Below are 22,524 nucleotides of genomic sequence, written 5' to 3' on the forward strand. Positions count from 1 at the left end.
AACTTATTTTAAATGAACATCTACCAAAACATTCATTCCTGAACGTAATTTTGCTAGTTTTTCAGTGTCGTTATCTTTTGAAAAATCTATTTTAACTGGAAGACGTTGTATTGTTTTAACAAAGTTTCCTGAAGCATTATCTGGAGGTAATAAAGAAAATTTAGCTCCTGTTGCTGGAGAGAAAGCAGTAATTACCGCATTGAATTCTTCTCCAGGATAAGCATCTACTTCTATAGTTACTTTTTGCCCAATACTCATTTTTTCTAATTGGGTTTCTTTGAAGTTTGCTACCACCCATTTATCGTTAGTATTTACTAGATAAAATAACGATTGTCCTGGTTGAACAAATTGCCCTTCTTGTAAATCAACGTTAGATAATTGTCCGTCTATAGGCGCAGTAACAAAAGTGTAACTTAAGTTTAGTCTCGCAGCATCTAATTGTGCTTGTGCACTTTTTACATTTGCTTCGGCAACTGCCACTTGTTTTTCTGAAATTTCTGTTTGAGAAACCGCAGCTTTACGTTGACTAGCACTTGCGTTTTGCTGACTTTTTAATACTTCTAATTGTTTCTCTGCGGATTGCTTAGCAGCAAGCGCCTCTTCGTATTGTTGTTCGGTTATAGAGTGATTTTTATATAAATTCTCATAACGTTTAAAGTCATTTTCTGCTCTCCATAAAGTAATTTTTGCATTCTCTAAATTTCCTTCTGCAGAGTTTACTTGCGCATTAGAAGTAGCTACATTAGCTTGGTAAGAACCAATACTTGCTTTTGCTACTATTAATTGACTCTCGGCTCCTGCTAGCGCAGCTTTTGCTTGCTCTAACTGTACCATATAATCTTGATCATTAATAGTGAAAAGTGTATCTCCTTTTTTAACTTTTTCATTATCGCTCACATATACTTTTTCAACATAACCACCTACATGAGGGATTATCGGACTCATATTAGCTTCTATTTGTGCATCATCTGTTTCTTCATGAGAAAAAGAATGAACTATTTTAATTCCACCGTATATAATTCCTATAATGATTAAAGAACCGATAATGAGGGTGAATTTCTTGTTTGTTTTTTTCTTTTGTTCCATTTTATTGATAATAGTAGATTATTGTACGTCTGTGTTTATTTGTCCTTGAGCATTTAAAAGCTCATAATAGTTTTGTATGATGTCTGCTTTAGAATATGCCAAATTGATTTTAGCTTGAAGCTGGTCAATATCTGCTTCAAGTAAATCGTTGGTGTCTACCAATCCATTGTCATATTTATCTTTTACAATTCTATAATTTTCAATAGCTTGTTCTTCAGACTTTAGATATACATCGTATTTTTTATTGGCAAGATTGTAGTTTTGAGTAGCATCTTCAATTTGAATCTGAATTTTATCTTGAACCATATCTATAGTATGTTGTAGTTCTTCAGCTTGACTTTTAGCAACTTTAACATCACTTTTTGCTTTAAAAATATCAGCTAAATTATAAGACACTCCAACCCCAAAATTCATAGCATCTGTAATGGTAAGTGCATTTTTAATGTCTAATGCAACATAACCTCCCATTAAAGAAATACTTGGGTAGTATTTACTTTGAGCTACTTTGATATTGTTTTCAGCAGCTTCTTTTCGGTATTCTAATGCTCTTAAATCGCTTCTTTGAATACTATCATTTAACTCAGAACCAAGAGTAAGTTGAAAATTATTATCTTCAATATTAATTTTAGTGTTTTTTGGCATTTTTAAGGTAGTTACCAAGCTGAAGTTTAAAATCTTTTCATTCTTTTTGGCTTCCTCTAAACTAACTTCAATATTAGATTCTTGTAATTGAGCTTTCAATAAATCATTTCTCGCTAAAAGGCCATTTTGTTCCATAGCGGTGAAATCTTTTACACGCTGTTGAGCACTTTTTAGGTTCTCTTGGATAAGCGCTACAGTTTTATGGGCTTTGTATAAATTTACGTAGTCATTTACTGTCTGTAATGCAATATCTTCTTTATCACTTTTAGCATCTAGTGTAGCCGCTTCATAATTATTTTTACTAGCTTTTACTAAATTATTTAGTTTAAAACCTGTAAAAATAGGAACAGAAGCAGTTGCTTGTCCAAGCATTAAACTGCTAATGTCTGGTTCTGCAGCTCCATTTTGTTGTCCGCCAGTATCAAATTTTATATCGGCGTTAACCTTAGTAAGGTGTTGGTATTGTCCAGCAATTTTTAAATCTGGGTACCGTTTGCTTTTTGCTACTTTTACTTCATAGCCAGCAGTGTTTACTTTAGTGTCTGCAATTTTTGACTCGTCGCTGTTTAGGAGCGCTAATTTAATAGCTTCCTCTAGCGTAAGCGAGGTTTCCTGCGATTGCATGTTTTTAATACCTAAAATACCTAGTAGGCATATGAATATAATTTTACGCTTCATAAGTTAATAGTGCTTTTATTGTTTGTTTTATATGGTCTGTAAGAATTGTGTGTATAAAATCATCTAAGGAATCTGTGGTATACAGTTGATGGATGTCTTTATAGAACCGTTTGTTGTAATAAAAATTGAAATATGATCCTAATACAGTTGGGATTATTAAAGGGATATTTACTTTTTTTGAGAATACTCCTGCCTTTTGTCCTTTCTTAACAAAGTCTTCAATAATTAAATAATTGTTTTTCTTTATCTGAATGTAACTTTCAAAATCTATTTGACGCGTTTCATTTGAATATTCAAAGTGAATAATCTTATAAACACGTCTATTTCTATGAATTCTGGCAACTAATACAGTAACTATTTCATCAATTTTCTGTAGGTAATCTATGTCTTTAGATAAAATAGATTCTAACTCCATAGTGAAGTTTGCTGTTTTGTAGCTCAAAAGAGATTCTAGTAGTTTCTCTTTAGATCCAAAATAGTAAGAAATCATTGCAATATTAATGTCTGCCTCTTTAGCAATAGCTCTAATAGAAGTGCCATCATATCCGTTTTCGGCAAACATTTTTTCTGCTACTTCTAGTATTTTTATTTGCTTCTCATTTAACTCCATAAAAATGAATGTTAGAAATTCTGTGCAAAATTAAACAATTGTTTAAATTAAACGTTTGTTTAATTTATATTTTAACATATAACGTTAGAGTACAATTAAAATTTAAGAATAGAATTATAAGATTTAATGCAAAAGCACTATAATTCTAGCTGTAGAAGGGTAAAAGGATGAGGTTTTATAGAAAGAAAAAGTGTTAAAAAAGGTCTAGGAAATTAACTCCTAGACCTTCTTAATAGAACTCGTTTAGACGAGTTTACAATTAAAGTGTGTTTTTTTATTGAATTCCTTTAACAAAAGCATCAATGCCTTTAATTCCTTTTTCTTGAATCATTTTGATAAAAGCAGAGCCTATAATTGCTCCTTTGGCATGTGTTGTGGCAGCTTTAAAAGTTTCGGCATTGCTAATACCAAAGCCAACAATTTGTGGTGCTTTTAAATTCATATTCGCAATTCTTTCAAAATATTCACTTTGAGCATCCCCAAAATTGCTTTTAGCTCCTGTTACACTGGCAGAACTTACCATATAAATAAACCCGTTAGAAACCGAATCTATAAAACGAATCCGTGCTTCTGAGGTTTGCGGTGTAATTAAAAATACATTTATGAGTCCGTGTTTTTCAAATATTGCTTGATATTGCTCATGGTAAACATCTACAGGAAGGTCTGGGATAATGAGTCCGTCAATACCAATATCGGAGCATTTCTGGCAAAAAGCTTCTACACCATATTGTAAAATAGGATTGAAATACCCCATAATAATTAACGGAATGTGGACTGTTTTGCGAATATCTTTTAGTTGTTGAAAAAGCTTTTCTGTAGTCATTCCGTTTTTAAGTGCCTGCGTAGAGCTTGCTTGTATGGTAGGACCATCTGCCAGCGGATCGGAAAATGGGAGTCCGATTTCGAGCATGTCAACTCCACTTTCTTGAAGCGCTTCTATAACGGGTACTGTATCTTCTATAGCTGGGTAACCTGCCGTAAAATAGATGGATAACAGTTTTTTATTTTCTTCCAGTTTTTTACTGATTCTGTTCATTTGTTTCTTATTTGCGTTTTACAAATCAAAATAATCAATGTATGTATTTAAATCCTTGTCGCCACGACCGGATAAACTAATTACAACAACGTCATTTTGGTTGAATTTTTTATGATTAAATATTGCCAAGGCATGAGAACTTTCAATTGCAGGAATAATTCCTTCTGTTTTGCATAATTCTAATCCTGCTTTCATAGCATCATCATCGGTTACAGAGAAAAATTCTCCACGACCCGAATTATACAAATGTGCATGCATTGGGCCAACACCAGGGTAATCTAATCCTGCCGAAATGGAATAAGGCTCAGTAATTTGCCCATCGGGAGTTTGCATTAACAGGGTTTTACATCCGTGAATAATGCCTTCTTTTCCTAAAACTGAAGTAGCAGCACTTTCCCCAGAGTCAATACCTTTTCCAGCGGCTTCTACAGCTATGATACCTACTTTTTCATCATCTAAAAAATGATAATAAGTACCTGCAGCGTTACTTCCTCCACCTATACAAGCTACTACATAATCGGGATTTTGGCGACCTTCTTTTTCTTGTAGCTGCCATTTTATTTCTTCGGAAATAATGCTTTGAAAGCGTGTTACCATATCTGGATATGGATGTGGACCAATAGCCGATCCAATAATGTAATGCGTATCTACTGGGTTGTTAATCCAATCTCGAATAGCCTCGTTGGTGGCGTCTTTAAGAGTGCGACTCCCAGAGAGGGCAGGGCGTACTTCGGCTCCAAGCATTTTCATTCGAGCCACATTTGGAGATTGGCGAGCAATATCAATTTCTCCCATATAAACTACACAATCTATACCCATAAGTGCACAAACAGTAGCGGTTGCAACACCATGTTGTCCAGCGCCTGTTTCAGCAATAATTCTTTTCTTGCCTAACTTTTTGGCCATTAATATTTGCCCGATGGTATTGTTTATTTTATGAGCTCCTGTATGGTTAAGGTCTTCCCTTTTTAAATAAATTTTTGCTCCATGTTTATCAGACAATCGCTTGGCAAAATATAATGGAGAAGGGCGTCCTACATAATCTTTTAGTAATTGATTGAATTCTTCCTTGAAAGAATCTTCATTCATAATTGAAAGATATTGCTGACGTAGTTCTTCAACATTTGGATAGAGCATTTCTGGAATATATGCACCTCCAAATTCTCCATAATATCCTTTTTCGTTTACATTGTATGTGTCCATTTTTTTTAGTTGTAAAGTTGAATGTTTTAAAGTTTAAAGTAGGGAGGAAAAGAGTAGTGACTATATCTCTTTTAATTTCCTAGTCCCCAATTCTATTCTCTAGAAACATTTTTATATCTCGAAATAAAATCTTTTAATTGTGCTGCGTTTTTTAATCCAGGTTCCACTTCAAATTTACTATTTACATCAATAGCATGAATTGGGAGATTAGGATTGATATGTTTTATTTTTTCAATGTGTTCTGTACCAATTCCGCCACTTAGAAAGAACGGTTTTTCTGATGGATAATTTTTTAGTACTTCCCAATTAAAGGTATATCCGTTGCCTCCAGGGAGTTTCCCTTTGGTGTCGAATAAATAATAATCGGCTATTTTTTCATACGGAGACAAGATTGAAAAATCAAATTCATCTTTAATAGAAAACACTTTTATGATTATTGTTTTATGAGGAAGTTCTTTTTTTAGATTTTGACAAAATTCGACCGACTCATCTCCATGTAATTGAACTCCGTTTAAATGATGCTGATTAACTTTTTCAATTATATAATCAATAGTTGCGTTTACAAAAACACCTATTTTTTTGATATTTTTTGGTAATTCTGGAATAACGTCCTCATTAAAACGTGCCGATTTTTCATAAAAAATAAACCCGAGATAATCTGGTTGTAACCCTGCAATAGTTCTGATATTATCTTCATATTTCATTCCACATATTTTGAGACCTATCTCAACGCTTCTATGTTGATGTTTGGGTTTGAGAGTGTTATTTGAATCCGATTTGTCCATTTTTTTGTATCAGTTAGAGATAGAATTGAAGGTAATTACTTAACAAATTTACAGCTTTACCAATTTTTTAATTTCCCAATAAACTCTTTTGCACTTGCTCCTGGATCTCCAGTTTTCATAAAATTCTCGCCTATTAAGAAGCCTTTGTAGTCAAATTGCTGTAGGTCTTTTATAGCTTTAATAGAACTAATTCCACTTTCCGACACTTTTACAAAATCGTGAGGAATTTTTTCTGATAAGGTTTTACTGATGTCTAAACTCACCTCAAAAGTCTTTAAATTCCGATTGTTTACTCCTAACATATCCAGACTCGGCATAATAGATTTCTGTAATTCTTCTTCATTATGGATCTCTAATAATACATCTAAACCTAAATTTTTAGCTGCTTCAGATAATGATTTTATCTCATTGCGAGTTAAAATAGCTGCTATTAATAAAATTACATCAGCACCAAAAGCTTTAGCTTCTATTATCTGATAAGGGTCGATGATAAATTCTTTTCGTAATAAAGGCATTTGAACAGCGGCTCTAGCCAATAGCAAATCATCTAAAGAGCCTCCAAAATACTTGCCATCTGTTAAAACCGACATGCCGCATACTCCTGCATCTTCATAACCTTTTGCTACATCTTGTACGTTTAAAGATTGATTGATAACCGATTTTGAAGGAGAACGACGTTTATGCTCGGCAATAATGCCAGTGTTGCTAGCGCTCAGTTTATTGGCTAAAGAAACACAATCACGCTCAAAGAGCACGCTTGACTCCAATTGTGAAATAGGAATTAATTCTTTTTTTAAAGCAACTTCATTTCTTTTATCTGCTACTATTTTATCTAGGATGTTCATTTTTTCTGTTTATAAGATTTAATGATTGAAGAATTGAAAGATTGAATAATTTGATATAGGCATATTTAACTTTACATTTTAGTTTTTAAATATTTGATGAAATTGGATAGGTTTTGAGAAATTTCGATACTTAAATAATAACTTTTTTCAATCTCTAATGGAGATGTTAATTCCAATTCTTTTGCTAAAATCAACCTGCTTCTTACTTCTGAACAACTACCTTTTGCAATTTTCAAATATTTAATAAATTGTTTGTTGTTATTATATTCAGATCCTTCAGCTATGTTATTAGTTATTGAAATTACAGCTCTTTTTATTTGATCTTTGAATCCAAATTCTCTTTCAAAAGGTTTGTTGTTTACTAATTCAAAAATCAATTTAGCTAATAGGATTCCTTTTTTATAGACTTCAAATTCTTCAAAAGATTTAGTCATAATCTTTAAATTTCTTATACGTTTCCATATTTTAAATAATAGTTTTTTCCGACATCCATCACCTATCAAGTCCTTCAATCTTTCAATTCTTCAATCTTTTAATTTTCTATGCGTTTTCCGTCTCCCAACTCCCATCTTTCAATCCTTAAATTGTTAAATCTTTCAATTTCTTAAACGCTTCCATTCCTTTTCCGCTTAAAAGCGATTCTTTGGCTAGTTCAAAACCTTCAATTGGAGTGAGTTCTTTTACCGTTGCAATGGCCATTCCTGCATTGGCACATACCACATTATTTTGTGCTTCTGTACCTTTTCCACTTAAAACATCTACAAAAATTTTAGCGGAAGCTTCTATAGAATCTCCTCCTGTAATAGCTGCTTGAGTGTGTTCTTTTACACCAAAATCTTGAGCAGAAAGCATTTGCTCGGTTTGATTACGGATAGCCTTTGCAGGCCCTGTCAGGGAGATTTCATCATAACCATCTAAAGCATGTAAAATGGTATAATTCTTATCGGTGTTTTGATATAGATAGCCATACATTCTAGCTAATTCTAAATTGAAAACGCCTACCATTTGATTTTTAGGAAAAGCTGGGTTTACCATGGGACCGAGCATATTAAAAAAGGTTTTTACAGCCAATTCTTTTCTAATTGGAGCCACATTTTTCATGGCAGGATGGAAAAGGGGCGCGTGTAAAATACAGATTCCAGCTTTGTCAATAGATTTTTTTAAGAAATCTTGATTGTTTGAAAATTTAATTCCTAAATATTCCATTACATTACTAGAACCACATTTAGAAGAAACTCCGTAATTTCCATGTTTAGTAACATGTACTCCAGCACCAGCAGTAACAAAAGATGCCAATGTTGAGATGTTAAAAGTGTCCTTGCCATCACCTCCAGTTCCACATAAGTCTATAGCATTGTAATCTTTTAAATCTACAGCCAAGCATAAATCTAAAAGGGCATCTCGGAAACCTTCTAATTCTTCAATAGTGATGCTTCGCATCATGTAAACGGTCAAAAAAGCCGCAATCTGACTTGTATTGTACGAACCATTCGAAATATTTACTAATACATTTTTAGCTTCTTCTTTCGATATGGTTTCGTGATTTATAAGTCTGTTTAGTATTTCTTTCATTTTAATAGTATTGAGTTGTTAGTTAAGTGGTTAGTGTTTAAAAAAATCGATTTAAATATTTAATCTAACTACTTTGTACTTAATTCTAACATCTATTTAGTAAGCCAATTCTCTAATATTTTTTTACCATCTGGAGTCAAAACCGATTCAGGATGGTATTGAACTCCACAGACATCATATTCGGTATGAGTAAGAGACATTACTTGTCCGTTTTTATCATATGAAGTAGCTTTTAAAACGTCGGGCAAATTAGGGTCTACTACCCAGCTGTGATACCTTCCTACCTCAATTTCTTTTGGTAAACCTTTATAAATAGGATCTTCTTGGGTGATTTCAATTTTTGTAGCCACTCCATGGTAAACTTCATCTATATTAATGAGTTTCCCACCAAATACTTCTCCAATAGCTTGCTGCCCTAGGCAAACCCCAAAAATACTTTTGCTAGGCGCATAGGTTTTTATAATTTCTTTTAATAAACCCGCTTCCTCTGGAATTCCAGGACCTGGAGAGAGGACAATCTTGTCAAAAGGAGCCACGTCTTCTATGGTTAATTGGTCGTTTCTTCTTACAGTTACTTCGCAACCTAAATCTTCTAAATAGTGCACCAAGTTGTAAGTAAAACTGTCGTAGTTATCTATAACTAATACTTTTTTCATTTCTATAAGTTTGTAAAATTTTAAAGTTGAAAGTTTTATTGGAAATGGTTTGTTGTTACCATAACCAAAAAACTATCAGCTATATATCTTCCGCCATTTCCATAGCTTTTTTCAAAGCTCCTAATTTGTTATATGTTTCTTGTAATTCGCTTTCTGGTTTTGATTCAGAAACAATCCCTGCGCCAGCTTGATAGTACAGCTCGTGATTTTTACTTAAAAAAGTACGGATCATAATAGCGTGATTAAAATTCCCTTCAAAATCCATAAAGCCTATTGCTCCTCCATAATAATCTCGATTGGTAGCTTCATATTTATCAATAAGTTGCATTGCCATATATTTTGGTGCTCCACTTAGAGTTCCAGCGGGAAAGGTATCTGCAACTACTTGCATTGTTGGAATTTCTTTCTTTTTCTGTCCTGTAACTTTAGAGACTAAATGAATAACATGAGAGAAAAATTGTACTTCTCGATAGGTTTCTACTTCAACTGTATTTCCATTTCTGCTGAGGTCGTTTCTTGCTAAGTCAACTAACATTACATGTTCACTATTTTCTTTTTCGTCCACCGCCAATTGTTTTGCTAATTCCGCATCTTTTTCATCGTTTCCAGTACGCTTAAATGTTCCCGCTATTGGATGGATTTCTGCTTTGTTGTCTTTTACAATTAATTGAGCTTCTGGAGAACTTCCGAAAATTTTAAAGTTTCCATAGTCAAAATAAAACAGGTAAGGGGAGGGGTTTATGGAGCGTAATGCTCTGTAGACATTAAATTCATCCCCTTTAAATTTTTGTGCAAATCTGCGACTAAGAACTAATTGAAAAACATCCCCTCTGTGACAATGTTTTTTTGCATTTTCTACTAATTTTTTATAATCGTTATCTTCTAATTTAGAGGTAGGCTCGCCTACTTTATTAAAATTATAGGAAGCAAAGTTTTTAGCTTGAAGAAGTTGATGGATATCGTCAATATTAGTGTCGCAATCATAACAATGACAAAAGATATAGGCTTCATTTTTAAAATGATTGATGGCAATTATATTTTGGTAAACTGCATAATAAATATCAGGAATATTTAAAGAATCTTGTTTTTTAGAAATTTCAAGATCCTCAAAATATTGAACCCCATCATAAGCAATGTAGCCAAAAAGACCGTTGTTTATAAACTTAAAATCGGTTTTATCGGTTTTGAAATGCTTTGTAAAATCTTCAATAACCGACGGCACATGCACCTCTTTTGTGATTTTTTCTTCTGAAGATTCCCCGTCTGGAAATGTTTTTGAAATAACATTGTTTTCAACCTTAATTGTAGCAATTGGATTAAAACAGATATAAGAAAAACTGTTATCGTTTGCATGATAATCGCTACTTTCTAGCAGGATACTATTTGGATAGCGGTCTCGTATTTTTAAGTAAACACTTACAGGAGTAATGGTGTCCGCTAGTATTTGTTTGTAATTAGTTTTTAAATGATATGTTTTCATACGTTTATTTTTATTGCTTTTTTAAAAGTCGGATGTAATGCCATCAATTATTACATTGTTTGGTTTGATAAAACTGCTAATAGGCATTTCATAACTTTTATTAAATTCCTCATTGAGGGTTTTTATCCCCAGAGCCTGTCCTTAGTTTACCGAACGGCTCTTGGTCGAAATGGATTAAATTATTTTCCTTTAAATACCTGTAGGTTTTGCCTCGAGGTAGTTGATTTCTGTGTAACTTTTTAAATAAAAAAAAGGCTTGTCGTGATTGACAAGCCTTTTTGTATATTTTAAAAATATCACAGCAATGCTACCTCACGACGTTTTACGTAAGTTAGACCACCACCAAGTATTTCTTCTAATTGTTCTCATTGATGAACCAAATATAGAAATCAATTTTCATTTATCAAACTAAAAAGAGTATTTACAACTAAATTCTTTTTGAATGTTAGAAAGTTGCCAAAAAAAAAGCTGCCCAGAGGCAGCTTTTTTAAGGTTTGGGAATGAATTGATTTAGAATACTAAATCTACTACTAAATCAAATTCATCATATATTGTTTTGTCCCCAAGGTTGTCAAAGAAACTTCCAGAACCGTAACGAACATCGTATTTTGTTCTGTCTATTTTTAAATTTGCTGTAGCTTTACTCCCGTATACAGACATTTCAAAAGTTATAGGATTTGTTTTGCCTTTAATAGCTAGGTCTCCAGTAACTTCGTAAGAATTTTTACCAGTAGGATTTACCTTTGTAATTACTAAAGTAGCTGTAGGATGATTCTCAACACCAAAGAAATCATTAGATTTTAAATGACCATCTAGTTTTGTTTTGTATTCTCCACTTAAATCGGTAGCACCAATTGTAGTCATATCTACTGCAAATTCTCCTCCTATAAGTTTATCTCCATCAAATTTTAACTCTCCGCTTTTTAAAGAAATAGTACCTTCATGAGATCCTGTTACTTTATAACCTTTCCAAGTAATTTCACTCTTTTCGGTATCTACTTTTTTGGTATCTGGTTCTGTAAAAGATGATGTTCCTAATACTACTGCGAATATTGTTACTGATTTTAATATTTTATTTTTCATATGTTTATTTTTTTAATAATTCTTTATAATATATTGCGTATTCTATTGTTTTTAAATATTGATAAATAATTCTTCTGTAGACTTTCTAACTTTTTTATAGTGTTGTGTTTCATCTTCTTCAGAACGGTACCCTATAGGTGCAATTACAGAAGGAGTTAAGCCAAGCTCTTTTAAACCTAAAATGTCTGCAAATTTATCAGCTTCAAAACCTTCCATCGGGCAAGTGTCAATTTTTAAATCTGCTGCTGCAGACAATAAATTTCCAAGCGCAATATAGGTTTGCTTTGCAGACCATATATTTCTAATGTCTTCTGGAAGAGGCATTAATGAGTTTTTCATTAAATCTGAATAGCCTTGAAGATTTTCAATAGCTAAATCTCTTGTTTCACTTACACTTTTTATAAAATCATTGATATGGTCTTCTCCAAAGTTGTTAATGCTAGCAAAAATAACGATGTGTGAAGCATCTGTAATTTGCGACTGGTTCCAAGCTACCGGCTTTAATTTCTCTTTAGTTTCTTGGTCGGAAACTATAATTACTTTATAAGGTTGTAATCCATAAGAAGAAGCAGATAATTGGATAGCTTCTTTTAAAGCTTCTAGGTCTTTTTCTGATACCTTTTTGGTGGCATCAAATTTTTTGGTGGCATAACGCCAATTTAAATTATTGTTATAAGTACTCATGATTGTTGTTTTTACATTAGTTGTATGTACAATTGTTGTTTTAAATTTTTTTAACCTCTTATTTTTTCAAGTATATTATTTAATTGCTCTATTTCTTCTGAAGATAGATTTTTTATAATATTTTCATTTTGAAGATCAATAGGCTCATCTATTTCAGAAAGTAATTTTAGTCCTTTCTCTGTGATACTAATTTCTACTTTCCGCCTATTTTCTTCACAAGTAACTCTATTTACCAGTCCTTTAGTAATTAACTTATCAACTAAACGAGTAGTATTACTCATTTTGCTAATCATTCGTTCTTGAATGTTACAAAGGTTGGCAGGCTTCCCTTTTTGGCCTCTTAAAATGCGCAATACATTAAATTGCGGGGGTGTAATTCCAAATGGCTTTAGAATCTCTGCCGATTTATCCTGAATGGCATTGGCTGTATACATAATATGTATAGCAGTTTTTCTACCATCTGGCATAGCATTAGATTTTATAGCGTCTTCAATTTTCATTTGTTATTACAATATTTGTATGTACAAATGTAATATGATTTGAATGAAGTGCAAAACATTTAACTTATAAAATATTGTTAAAACTTATTGAGATGTCTTTCCTATTGATACATTTATAAGATGCTAATTAATGAATAATGAGAATGAAAACGATAGTAACAATAGTATTTATAGTGGTGTTATTTGGTTGTAAAGAGTCCAATTCGGAACGTAAAGTAGTAGCCATAAATAATTTTAATATGGTAGAACCAATAGATATTATTAAGGCTAAGGATATTACAATACCTGTGTATGATTATGACAGTTTTGAAAAGTTAATAGCAACAAACGATACTAAAACTTATGTAGTTAATTTTTGGGCTACTTGGTGTAAACCTTGTGTTGAAGAGCTTCCAAGTTTTGAAAAAATTTATGATAAATATAAAGGACAAAATGTAGAAGTTATTTTAGTAAGCCTAGACTTTCCCAAAAAAGTGGATGATGTATTGGTTCCATTTATAGAGAAGAATAAATTAAAAAGTAATGTTATTCTTTTAGATGATCCTAAACAGAATCGTTGGATTCCAAAAGTAGATAAAGATTGGTCGGGGGCAATTCCAGCAACAATAATAATTAATGAAAATAACCGTTCTTTTTATGAAAAATCTTTTACCTTTATAGAATTAGAAGATCAACTAAAGGGTTTTATTACTAACTAAACTAACCTACATAAAATGAAACCGTTAAAAATAATATTCCTCATTGTGGTGGTTATCACTAACAGTGCGTTTACATTTCCTAGTTCAATAGGGGATGGGTATGAGATAGGAGATAAGGCAGCAGATTTTAAGTTAAAAAATATTGACGGAAAGACCGTTTCTTTATCCGACTATAAAGACGCAAAAGGATTCTTAGTTGTATTTACATGTAATACGTGTCCGTATGCAAATGCCTACGAAGAAAGGATTATTGCTTTGGATAAAAAGTATAAACTAAAAGGGGTTCCTGTAATAGCTATAAACCCTAATAATCCTTCAAAAAGTCCTGAGGAAAGTTTCGAACAAATGCAGGAACGAGCTGCCAATAAGGGGTATACATTTCCTTATTTAGTAGACAAAGGTCAAAATATATCGCCACTTTATGGAGCTCAGCGCACCCCTCATTGCTTTCTGCTTGAAAAAACAAGCAATGGTAATATTGTAAAATATATTGGTGCAATAGACGATAATTATCAAGACGAAGCAGCAGTGGAAAAGGCTTATGTAGCAAATGCAATAGACGCCATGCTGGTAGGAGAGGAAATTCAAATAAAAAATACAAAAGCTATAGGGTGTTCTATTAAACTTTAAACCCTCTGGGATTTAATTTTTAAAGATATCTAAAGCTTTAATTCTACAAGATTTATATAAATTTGTAATCCGAAGTAATTGCTTCGGATTTTTTTCATATTAATTTTAAAAAATAATTATGGCAGATTTAACTCAAGAAGAGTGGGCAGAGGAATTAGCACAAGATAGCAATGCTGTTATTTTGGATGTACGTACAGAAGAAGAGGTGGAAGATGGATATATCCCAAATGCAATAAATATTGATATATATAAAGGACAAGGTTTTTTAGACGAAGTTGAAAAATTAGACAAGTCAAAAAACTATTATGTCTATTGTCGTTCTGGAGCGCGTAGTGCTCAAGCGTGTACTTTAATGAATCAACTTGGGTTTGAAAATACTAGTAATTTATTAGGAGGTTTTTCAAACTGGGAAGGTGAAGTAGTTGAAGAGTAATTTATTTTATAGTAAACTACCTCTGGGATAAGCCCATAAGGCATATAAACAGGGAGCACATTTTGATTTCGAGGCTAAGCCCGGAGTTAAAACCTCGATTATCGAGTAAATAAGTTCTATTTGTATAAATTTTCAGTATCTTCTTTCAAAATTTTGGGGTGTCACTATTTTGAAAGAAGATTTTTTGCATTATATATGGAAGTTTAAAAAGTTTTCGACTAACAATTTGAAAACTGAAAGCGGGGAAACGTTAGAGGTTATTTCTTTAGGGACTCATAACTTACTGGCTGGTCCAGACTTTTTAAATGCCCAACTTAGAATAGATGGGCAGCATTGGGCTGGAAATGTTGAAATTCATGAAAAATCATCATTTTGGTATGCACACCACCATGAAAAAGATGAAGCTTATACTAATGTAATTCTTCATGTAGTTTGGGAACATAATACAGAAGTGTTCAGTAAAAACAATTCTCCAATTGCTACATTGGTTTTAAAAAACATTCTTCAGAAAGAAACACTTATCTCGTATCAAGCTTTAATAAATAAGAGTTCTAGTTTTGTAAATTGTGAAAGTGAGGTAACGGAAATTGATTCATTTTTTAGAAACCGCTGGTTAGAGCGTTTGTATGTAGAACGGTTAAATGATAAATCAAAATTGATCCTCCAAAAACTTAAAGAATCTAAAAATGATTGGGAAGCTGTGTTGTATAAGATGCTTCTGAAAAATTTTGGATTAAAAATAAATGGAGAAGCTTTTTTTGAGCTTTCCGAAGAATTACCTTTTTCGATCCTTAGAAAAAATAGAGATTCCGTTTTAACAGTAGAGGCACTGTTATTTGGAGTTTCAAATATGTTAGAAGTAGAATGTGCCGATCAATATTTTATTGATTTAAAAGAAGAATATAAATACCTAGAAAGTAAATACGCATTAAAAAAGTCTCATTTAACCCCTGCATATTTTAAATTACGTCCCTATAATTTTCCTACAATTAGATTGTCTCAAATAGCTTCGTTATACAATAAGGAAGTTAACCTTTTTCAGCAATTGGTATCTTGTAATGAGCTGGAAAACTATTATACTATTTTTGATGTTTCAGCTAGTAATTATTGGGAGCAACATTATACTTTTGGGAAAGAAACAACTTCATCTAAAATAAAAAAACTCAGTAAAAGTTTTATAGATTTACTTATTGTTAACACCATTCTTCCACTAAAATTCTGTTATTTAAAAGCAACAGGAGAAGATGCAAGTGAAAGTATTTTTTTAATGATTGAAAAAATTAAAAAAGAAGATAATAGAATTATTAATAGCTTTGATAAAATTGGTTTTAAAACTAATACGGTTTAGGGAGTCAGGCTCAACTACAACTCTATAATAATTATTGTAGTAAAAATAAATGTTTGCAATGCGAAATAGGAGTTAAATTAATGAATCGATAATTCTATATTTGTACTATGAATACTTTTCAAGACATTCGATATTATTTTGAAAAAAATGGCTATGCTGTTTCTTCAAGATTGGCTGATAGGCTAGGAATGAAAACAAAAAATGTGAGGTTATTTTTTATATATGCTTCTTTTTTTACGTTGGGGATTTGGTTTTTAGTGTATTTGACTTTAGCTTTTTGGTTAAAACTAAAAGATTTGGTGTACACAAAACGAACTTCTGTGTTTGATTTGTAAACCCGTTTAATTGAGTAGAAACACATATTTAGTTGTAAGAAATCCAAAGTTTAAAAGATGTTCAAATTATTTAAATCCAAGTTTTACATTGCAGTAGCTTTATTACTCTTTATTTTTTCTTTTGGAATTATTGGGTATCGATTGCTTGGGAATTATAGTTGGGTGGAGGCCGCATATATGACGGTGATTACTATTACAACAGTTGGTTTTAGTGAAGTAAGACCAACGGACGATATCACCAAAATATTTACAATTGTACTTATTACTTCGAGTGTTTTTATTGTAGCATATGCTATTTCTGTAGTTACAGAATATGTTTTATCTAGAAGTACGCTTCAGAATATAAAATTTAGGAAAATGAAAAAACAAGTTGATAGTCTTAATAACCATATCATTATTTGTGGTTATGGTAGAAATGGAATGCAAGCAGCAAAGAAACTCAATGCCTATAGAAAATCATTTGTTGTTATTGAGCAAGATGAAGAATTGGTTAATAAACATAATGATGAAGTCTTGTTTGTTATTGGAAATGCAAATGAAGACGAAACTCTTGAAGCAGCAGGAATCCAAAGAGCAGAATGTTTAATTACAACCCTTCCTAATGATGCCGATAATTTATTTGTTGTACTTTCTTCAAGACAATTAAATAAAGAAATAGTTATAATTAGTAGAGCTTCTCAAGAAACTTCTCAAAGAAAACTAAAATTAGCAGGAGCCAACAAAACAATAATGCCAGATAAAATAGGAGGAGATCATATGGCTTCCTTAGTGGTTTTACCAGATTTAATAGAATTTATGGATCAGCTTTCTATTGATGATGAAACTACAATTAATTTAGAAGAAGTGGCAGTAGATAATTTGCCAGATGGCTATCTGTATAAAACATTAGTAGATTTAGACTTAAGAAGACAAACAGGATGTACTGCTATTGGTTATAAACAGCCAGATGGAAAATATATAATCAACCCAGATGCGAGTGTGCAATTGTTGCCAAATTCTAAGTTAATGGTACTTGGTCAACCGGAACAAATAAAGAAGCTAAATACGCTTTTTCAGATTGCAGAAAGTACATTTAACGGGTAAAATTTGAATAAACGCCTTTTTTTTATGATATTGCCCCGTCAGTTTTAAGAATTCTTAATTTAAATATAACCTAAACATAATTCTTTATGAGAAAACAATTTCTCTCGATTTTTATAATGCTTTGTTCTGTTGCAGTTTTTGCACAAGAACTTACAGTAAAAGAAACTTTAATTAACCCGTCAAATAAAATTAATGACGGACAAGTAGAGTTAGAAGTTACTGGTGGAACTCCCCCATACACATATAAGTGGAGCAGTCAAGAAACTTCACTTAAATCTAATACGGCAATTAATTTAACAGAAGGAGTAGATTATTCGGTATTAGTTAAAGACGCCACAGGAAAGTCGGTCGAAAAAACATTTAATATTGATACCGAGTCAATAACAGAGATATTCAACGGAACCATGACCCCAGCAGTAGCAGGATTAGGTTCCGTTTTATTTTGGGATCCATTTGCTGCAACAGGGATATATGACCCAGTTGTATATGCAGATGTAAAGTTGATTTCAATTCCAGAATGGAATGCAGATACAGAAGGTAAATTCTCTTTACAGCAATGGTTAAAGCCAGAAGGATCTCATGTTAATAAAGGAGATAAAATAGCTGTTATTTCAAAATCAACAGGAGGAACCGTAGATGCTTTTGCGCAAGCAAACGGGGAGCTAAAATATTTGGTAAAAGAAGGTGGAGTAATTTACAATTCCGACAATAAAAAGCATGTTATTGAGCAAGGAGCTCAATATTTAGCAGAAATTAAATATGATGAGCCTATCGCATTAGTACATCCAAACGGGGATCCTCAAACAAAAAACATTCCATTTATTGTTGTTTGGTTGTTATTAGGAGCAACATTCTTTACGCTTAGAATGGGCTTTATTAATATTCGTGGATTTAAACATTCGTTAGATTTAGCAAAAGGAAAATATGACGATCCAGATGCTCCAGGTCAAGTAACACATTTCCAAGCATTGGCTACAGCAGTTTCTGGAACTGTAGGTCTAGGAAATATTGCTGGGGTTGCAGTGGCAGTTTCATTAGGAGGAGCTGGTGCAACAATGTGGATGATTCTAGCAGGACTTTTAGGAATGTCTTCAAAATTTGTGGAGTGTACTTTAGGAGTAAAATATAGAGATATTCTTCCTGATGGACGTGTTTTTGGAGGTCCGATGAATTACTTGCGTTATGGTTTAGAAAAAAGAAATCTTAAAGGAGTTGGTAAATTCTTAGCTGTATTCTTTGCTATTTTAGCAGTAGGAGCTTCTTTTGGAGGAGGTAATATGTTCCAAGCAAATCAATCTTTTGAGCAGTTAGCGGGTCAGTTTCCAGTACTTGCAGGTCATGGATTTTGGTTTGGGGTTATCACCGCAATTCTAGTAGGAACTGTAATTTTAGGAGGTATTAGTAGTATTGCTAAAGTAACAGAAAAGATTGTACCATTTATGGCTGGAATCTATGTATTAGCAGCTTTAATTGTTATTGGAGTAAATATAGAAAATATAGGACCAGCTTTTTCTGCAATTATAGATGGAGCTTTTAGTCCAAGTGCATTAAAAGGTGGTGTAATTGGAGTATTGATTGTAGGTTTCCAAAGAGCAGCATTCTCTAATGAGGCTGGAGTAGGATCTGCAGCAATTGCCCATAGTGCGGCAAAAACAAATCATCCGCCATCAGAAGGGTTTGTAGCTTTATTAGAGCCTTTTATAGATACGGTAGTAGTTTGTACTTTAACAGCATTAGTATTAATTTTCACAGGAATGCATGAAGTAGAAGGAATTGCTGGAGCACAGTTAACATCAGATGCTTTTGGGAGTGTAATTAGTTGGTTCCCTTATGTACTGGCAGTTGCAGTTTTCTTATTCGCATTTTCAACTATGATTTCTTGGTCCTACTACGGAATGAGAGCTTGGACATTCTTATTCGGAAAGAGTAGAAAAACCGAGATAGTTTACAAAATATTCTTCATGATCTTTATTGTTATTGGAGCTTCTGTAAGTTTAGGCGCAGTGTTAGACTTTTCGGATATGATGATTTTAGCAATGTCGTTCCCTAATATTATAGGTCTTTATATAATGAGTGGAGAAGTTAGAGAAGACCTTCGTGAGTATTTTAGAAAGTTAAAAGCTGGCGAATTATTTAAAAAGCAAAAAGCAGCAAAAGAGACTGCTTAATATACTACATTAATGAAATTTTTATCCCACTTCAGGTTTTCTAAAAGCCAAAGAAGTGGGATATTTTTTTTAATATTAATTGTAGTTGGGATTCAATTTCTAACAGTAGGTTGGGGTGTTTTTAAAATAGAAAGAAGTATTTCTGCTAAAAAGGTGTCGATTGTTACTGAAAATAACGTTGAGCAAAAGTTTCAACATTATAAGTTTAATCCAAATTATTTAACCGATTTTAAAGGATATTCTTTAGGTTTATCTACTGAAGAAATAAATGCTTTGTTTGAATATAGAGAAGCTGGAAATTTTGTAAACTCCTCATTAGAATTTCAAAAAGTAACTGGTGTGTCAGATTCTTTGTTGAAAACCATCAATCCTTATTTTAAATTTCCTGAGTTTAAAACCCTTCCGCAGAAAACAATAATTAAAAAACATTTTGAAAAGGCAGATGTTAATCTAGCTAATCCTAAAGATTTTGAGAATGTATATGGGATAGGAGAAAAATTGGGGTTGAGAATTGTAAAATACCGAGATTTATTAGGAGGATTTTACTTTAAAGACCAACTTAATGAGGTTTATGGTTTAGATGAAGCAACTGTAAAGCAAGTATGGAAATTATTTGACATTAAAAAGTTGCCCAATTTTAAAAAACTAGATGTAAATCAGGCTACTGTTAAGGAGTTAAATAATCTCCCATATATAGACTGGGAGTTAGCTAAAAAAATTGTATCTTATAGAAGCGCCCATTTAAAAATCAATTCAATTGATGAATTAACAAAAATTGAGGATTTTCCTTCAGATAAATTAAATAGAATTGAATTATATTTGGCAGCTGAATCTACTCTCTCGAGACAAATTCAACAGAACAAGTAATACTAATAACTATCTCGGTACTCCTGAGAAATTAAACCCAACTATTGGGATTAGAACGAACGAATGGAATTGGACATAGCGGCACAAATGAATTTTGATTATACAGAAACACAGCAATTAGTTGCAAATTCGGCTAAAGAGTTTGCGGAGCAATACATAAGACCTCATGTAATGGAATGGGATGAATCTCAAACTTTTCCAATTGAAGTTTTTAAAAAAGCTGGAGAATTAGGTTTTATGGGGGTTTTAGTGCCAGAAACTTATGGAGGTTCTGGACTTGGATACCATGAATATATTGCTATTCTAGATGAAATTTCTAAGGTGGATCCTTCTATTGGTTTATCGGTTGCTGCACACAATTCGCTTTGTACTAATCATATTTTAACTTTTGGGGATGAAGAACAGAAGCAAAGATGGTTGCCTAAATTGGCTACAGCCGAATGGATTGGCGCTTGGGGGCTTACCGAGCACAATACAGGTTCGGATGCTGGGGGGATGAGTACTACGGCAGTAAAAGATGGAGATGAATGGGTTATTAATGGCGCAAAAAACTTTATTACCCATGGAAAAAGCGGAGATGTAGCTGTAGTTATTGTGAGAACTGGAGAAAAAGGAGATTCTCATGGAATGACAGCTTTTGTGGTGGAAAAAGGAACTTCAGGTTTTTCTAGTGGAAAAAAAGAAGATAAGTTAGGAATGAGAGCCAGTGAAACTGCTGAACTTGTATTTTCTGATTGTAGAATTCCAGATGCAAATCGTTTAGGAGAAGTAGGAGATGGATTTATTCAGTCCATGAAAATTCTAGATGGCGGTCGTATTTCTATTGGAGCACTTTCCTTAGGAGTTGCAAAAGGAGCTTATGAAGCAGCTTTGAAATATTCAAAAGAAAGAGTTCAGTTTGGAAAGCCAATTTCGGAGTTTCAGGGAATTTCTTTTAAACTGGCAGATATGGCTACCGATATTGAAGCGTCTGAATTATTACTGCACAAAGCAGCCTTCGAAAAAAATGCAGGTAGAAAAATGACCAAGTTAAGCGCAATGTGTAAAATGTTTGCGTCAGAAGCTTGTGTTAGAATAGCTAATGAAGCAGTTCAGATTCATGGTGGATATGGATATACAAAAGATTTTCCTGTAGAGAAGTTTTACAGAGATTCTAAGTTGTGTACTATAGGAGAAGGAACCACCGAGATTCAAAAAGTAGTTATTTCCCGTCATCTTTTAAAATAAGTTTTTGTTTAACTCCGTCCTAAACGTTTGTCATAAACCTTTTAGAAGCTTTCTATAGTTATGTTTAGAGCGTTGTTGGCACCAAGTAAAAAAATGCATAAATGAACGAAATCAGAAAGTTTATTGATAATATTTCCCCAATGAACGATTCTGATTGGAATTTTTTCTCTTCAAAATTAAAAAAAGTGAAGTTTGACAAAAACACGACAGTTTTAAAATTTGGAAAAACAGAAAAGCATTTATCTTTTATTTATAAAGGGATTATTCGTCTTTATCTCCCAAAAGAAGATTCAGATTTAACGTTTGGTTTTTTATTTGAAAATGAATTTGTTACAGCCTATGATTCTCTCTTGACACAAACTCCTTCTGAATACGAAATTGAAACATTGACAGAAACTATCTTATGGCAGATTTCAAATAAAGATTTACAGGAAGTCTATAAAAGAACAAAAAGCGGAAATATTATCGGAAGAAAAATGGCTGAAAATATGTATTTGATAAAATCAAAAAGGGAACTTTCTTTACTAAGCAAGACAGCGGAAGAAAGATATTTAAACTTATTCTCCGACAGACCAGAATTATTGAAACAAATTCCATTGAAATATATTGCATCATATATTGGTGTTACTCCGCAAGCATTGAGTAGAATAAGAAAACGTATTACTTAACTTGAGTTCATTATTTTTATTTACTCTTTTCTGACATTTGTGTTTCAATAATTTTAAAATATGAAACACCCGTTGTGCATTTAGAAAAAGTTGTGCAAACTGCTAAAATGCAGTAAATTGTAGTAACCACACTATAATTTATATGCACAACTTTCAAGCAAATTACGACAAAATCCTCAAGGTTTTAAAAGAATTGGATTGTAAAAT

Annotated in this window: 24 protein-coding genes; 10 read left to right on the plus strand and 14 right to left on the minus strand. The window is 32.6% G+C overall.

Annotated features, from left to right (window positions below):
• Nucleotides 1–3: 3 nt before the first annotated feature.
• From AC13CQ_RS08845 to AC13CQ_RS08910, 14 genes are all read right to left on the minus strand, one after another.
• Complete coding sequence (locus AC13CQ_RS08845) at nt 4–1,086, minus strand: HlyD family secretion protein (RefSeq protein WP_337899910.1); 1,083 nt, start codon at nt 1,084–1,086, stop codon at nt 4–6.
• Nucleotides 1,087–1,104: 18 nt separating this feature from the next.
• Nucleotides 1,105–2,406, minus strand: coding sequence for a TolC family protein (locus AC13CQ_RS08850; RefSeq protein ID WP_474507262.1), 1,302 nt, complete (start codon nt 2,404–2,406; stop codon nt 1,105–1,107).
• Entirely contained in the window at nt 2,396–3,016 is a 621-nt protein-coding gene (locus AC13CQ_RS08855) for a TetR family transcriptional regulator (protein ID WP_335588359.1), read from the minus strand. The genes AC13CQ_RS08850 and AC13CQ_RS08855 overlap by 11 nt, the downstream gene beginning before the upstream one ends.
• A 274-nt stretch (nt 3,017–3,290) precedes the next feature.
• Nucleotides 3,291–4,052: a tryptophan synthase subunit alpha gene (gene trpA / locus AC13CQ_RS08860; protein WP_335588360.1), complete on the minus strand. Its 762-nt coding sequence runs from the start codon at nt 4,050–4,052 to the stop codon at nt 3,291–3,293.
• A gap of 18 nt (nt 4,053–4,070) precedes the next feature.
• Entirely contained in the window at nt 4,071–5,255 is a 1,185-nt protein-coding gene (gene trpB / locus AC13CQ_RS08865) for a tryptophan synthase subunit beta (protein ID WP_474507263.1), read from the minus strand.
• Nucleotides 5,256–5,347: 92 nt separating this feature from the next.
• The gene (locus tag AC13CQ_RS08870) at nt 5,348–6,040 is read right to left on the minus strand and encodes a phosphoribosylanthranilate isomerase (RefSeq protein ID WP_008613401.1); all 693 of its coding nucleotides are present in this window, start codon (nt 6,038–6,040) and stop codon (nt 5,348–5,350) included.
• A 56-nt stretch (nt 6,041–6,096) separates the two neighbouring features.
• Nucleotides 6,097–6,885 (minus strand): indole-3-glycerol phosphate synthase TrpC, encoded by a 789-nt coding sequence (gene trpC / locus AC13CQ_RS08875; RefSeq protein ID WP_474507264.1) that lies wholly within the window; start codon nt 6,883–6,885, stop codon nt 6,097–6,099.
• Nucleotides 6,886–6,956: 71 nt separating this feature from the next.
• A complete protein-coding gene (locus tag AC13CQ_RS08880; protein WP_474507265.1) occupies nt 6,957–7,319 on the minus strand; it encodes a four helix bundle protein in 363 nt (120 codons plus the stop codon).
• 145 nt (nt 7,320–7,464) lie between these two features.
• Nucleotides 7,465–8,457 (minus strand): anthranilate phosphoribosyltransferase, encoded by a 993-nt coding sequence (gene trpD, locus AC13CQ_RS08885; RefSeq protein ID WP_335588363.1) that lies wholly within the window; start codon nt 8,455–8,457, stop codon nt 7,465–7,467.
• Nucleotides 8,458–8,549: 92 nt separating this feature from the next.
• On the minus strand, nt 8,550–9,113 hold the full coding sequence (locus tag AC13CQ_RS08890; RefSeq protein ID WP_335588365.1) for an anthranilate synthase component II: 564 nt from the start codon (nt 9,111–9,113) through the stop codon (nt 8,550–8,552).
• Nucleotides 9,114–9,192: 79 nt separating this feature from the next.
• The gene (locus AC13CQ_RS08895) at nt 9,193–10,593 is read right to left on the minus strand and encodes an anthranilate synthase component I family protein (RefSeq protein WP_008613395.1); all 1,401 of its coding nucleotides are present in this window, start codon (nt 10,591–10,593) and stop codon (nt 9,193–9,195) included.
• Between the two features lie 510 nt (nt 10,594–11,103).
• A complete protein-coding gene (locus AC13CQ_RS08900) occupies nt 11,104–11,676 on the minus strand; it encodes a YceI family protein (RefSeq protein WP_474507266.1) in 573 nt (190 codons plus the stop codon).
• 51 nt (nt 11,677–11,727) lie between these two features.
• Complete coding sequence (locus AC13CQ_RS08905) at nt 11,728–12,360, minus strand: NAD(P)H-dependent oxidoreductase (protein WP_474507267.1); 633 nt, start codon at nt 12,358–12,360, stop codon at nt 11,728–11,730.
• 50 nt (nt 12,361–12,410) lie between these two features.
• Entirely contained in the window at nt 12,411–12,860 is a 450-nt protein-coding gene (locus tag AC13CQ_RS08910; RefSeq protein ID WP_474507680.1) for a MarR family winged helix-turn-helix transcriptional regulator, read from the minus strand.
• Nucleotides 12,861–13,003: 143 nt separating this feature from the next.
• On the opposite strand from AC13CQ_RS08910, the gene AC13CQ_RS08915 reads away from it, so the two are divergent.
• The 10 genes from AC13CQ_RS08915 to AC13CQ_RS08960 all read left to right on the plus strand — a co-directional run bounded on the left by AC13CQ_RS08915 (nt 13,004) and on the right by AC13CQ_RS08960 (nt 22,317).
• The gene (locus AC13CQ_RS08915) at nt 13,004–13,558 is read left to right on the plus strand and encodes a TlpA disulfide reductase family protein (RefSeq protein ID WP_008613387.1); all 555 of its coding nucleotides are present in this window, start codon (nt 13,004–13,006) and stop codon (nt 13,556–13,558) included.
• A 15-nt stretch (nt 13,559–13,573) separates the two neighbouring features.
• Nucleotides 13,574–14,188, plus strand: a complete 615-nt coding sequence (locus AC13CQ_RS08920; protein WP_335588369.1) for a thioredoxin family protein — start codon at nt 13,574–13,576, stop codon at nt 14,186–14,188.
• 118 nt (nt 14,189–14,306) lie between these two features.
• Entirely contained in the window at nt 14,307–14,621 is a 315-nt protein-coding gene (locus AC13CQ_RS08925; RefSeq protein ID WP_008613380.1) for a rhodanese-like domain-containing protein, read from the plus strand.
• A gap of 226 nt (nt 14,622–14,847) precedes the next feature.
• Complete coding sequence (locus AC13CQ_RS08930) at nt 14,848–15,969, plus strand: DUF2851 family protein (protein ID WP_482882832.1); 1,122 nt, start codon at nt 14,848–14,850, stop codon at nt 15,967–15,969.
• Nucleotides 15,970–16,076: 107 nt separating this feature from the next.
• Complete coding sequence (locus AC13CQ_RS08935) at nt 16,077–16,304, plus strand: PspC family transcriptional regulator (RefSeq protein ID WP_008613376.1); 228 nt, start codon at nt 16,077–16,079, stop codon at nt 16,302–16,304.
• Between the two features lie 57 nt (nt 16,305–16,361).
• Nucleotides 16,362–17,387, plus strand: a complete 1,026-nt coding sequence (locus AC13CQ_RS08940) for a potassium channel family protein (protein WP_008613375.1) — start codon at nt 16,362–16,364, stop codon at nt 17,385–17,387.
• A gap of 86 nt (nt 17,388–17,473) precedes the next feature.
• Nucleotides 17,474–19,555 carry an amino acid carrier protein gene (locus AC13CQ_RS08945; protein WP_474507269.1) on the plus strand — a complete coding sequence of 694 codons (2,082 nt, stop codon included), beginning with the start codon at nt 17,474–17,476 and terminating at the stop codon, nt 19,553–19,555.
• Between the two features lie 12 nt (nt 19,556–19,567).
• Complete coding sequence (locus AC13CQ_RS08950; RefSeq protein WP_474507270.1) at nt 19,568–20,422, plus strand: ComEA family DNA-binding protein; 855 nt, start codon at nt 19,568–19,570, stop codon at nt 20,420–20,422.
• 87 nt (nt 20,423–20,509) lie between these two features.
• Nucleotides 20,510–21,649 (plus strand): acyl-CoA dehydrogenase family protein, encoded by a 1,140-nt coding sequence (locus tag AC13CQ_RS08955; protein WP_474507271.1) that lies wholly within the window; start codon nt 20,510–20,512, stop codon nt 21,647–21,649.
• 101 nt (nt 21,650–21,750) lie between these two features.
• Nucleotides 21,751–22,317 (plus strand): Crp/Fnr family transcriptional regulator, encoded by a 567-nt coding sequence (locus AC13CQ_RS08960; protein ID WP_335588372.1) that lies wholly within the window; start codon nt 21,751–21,753, stop codon nt 22,315–22,317.
• The last annotated feature ends 207 nt before the right edge of the window (nt 22,318–22,524 follow it).

The sequence above is a fragment of the Galbibacter sp. L-19 genome (assembly GCF_056857615.1).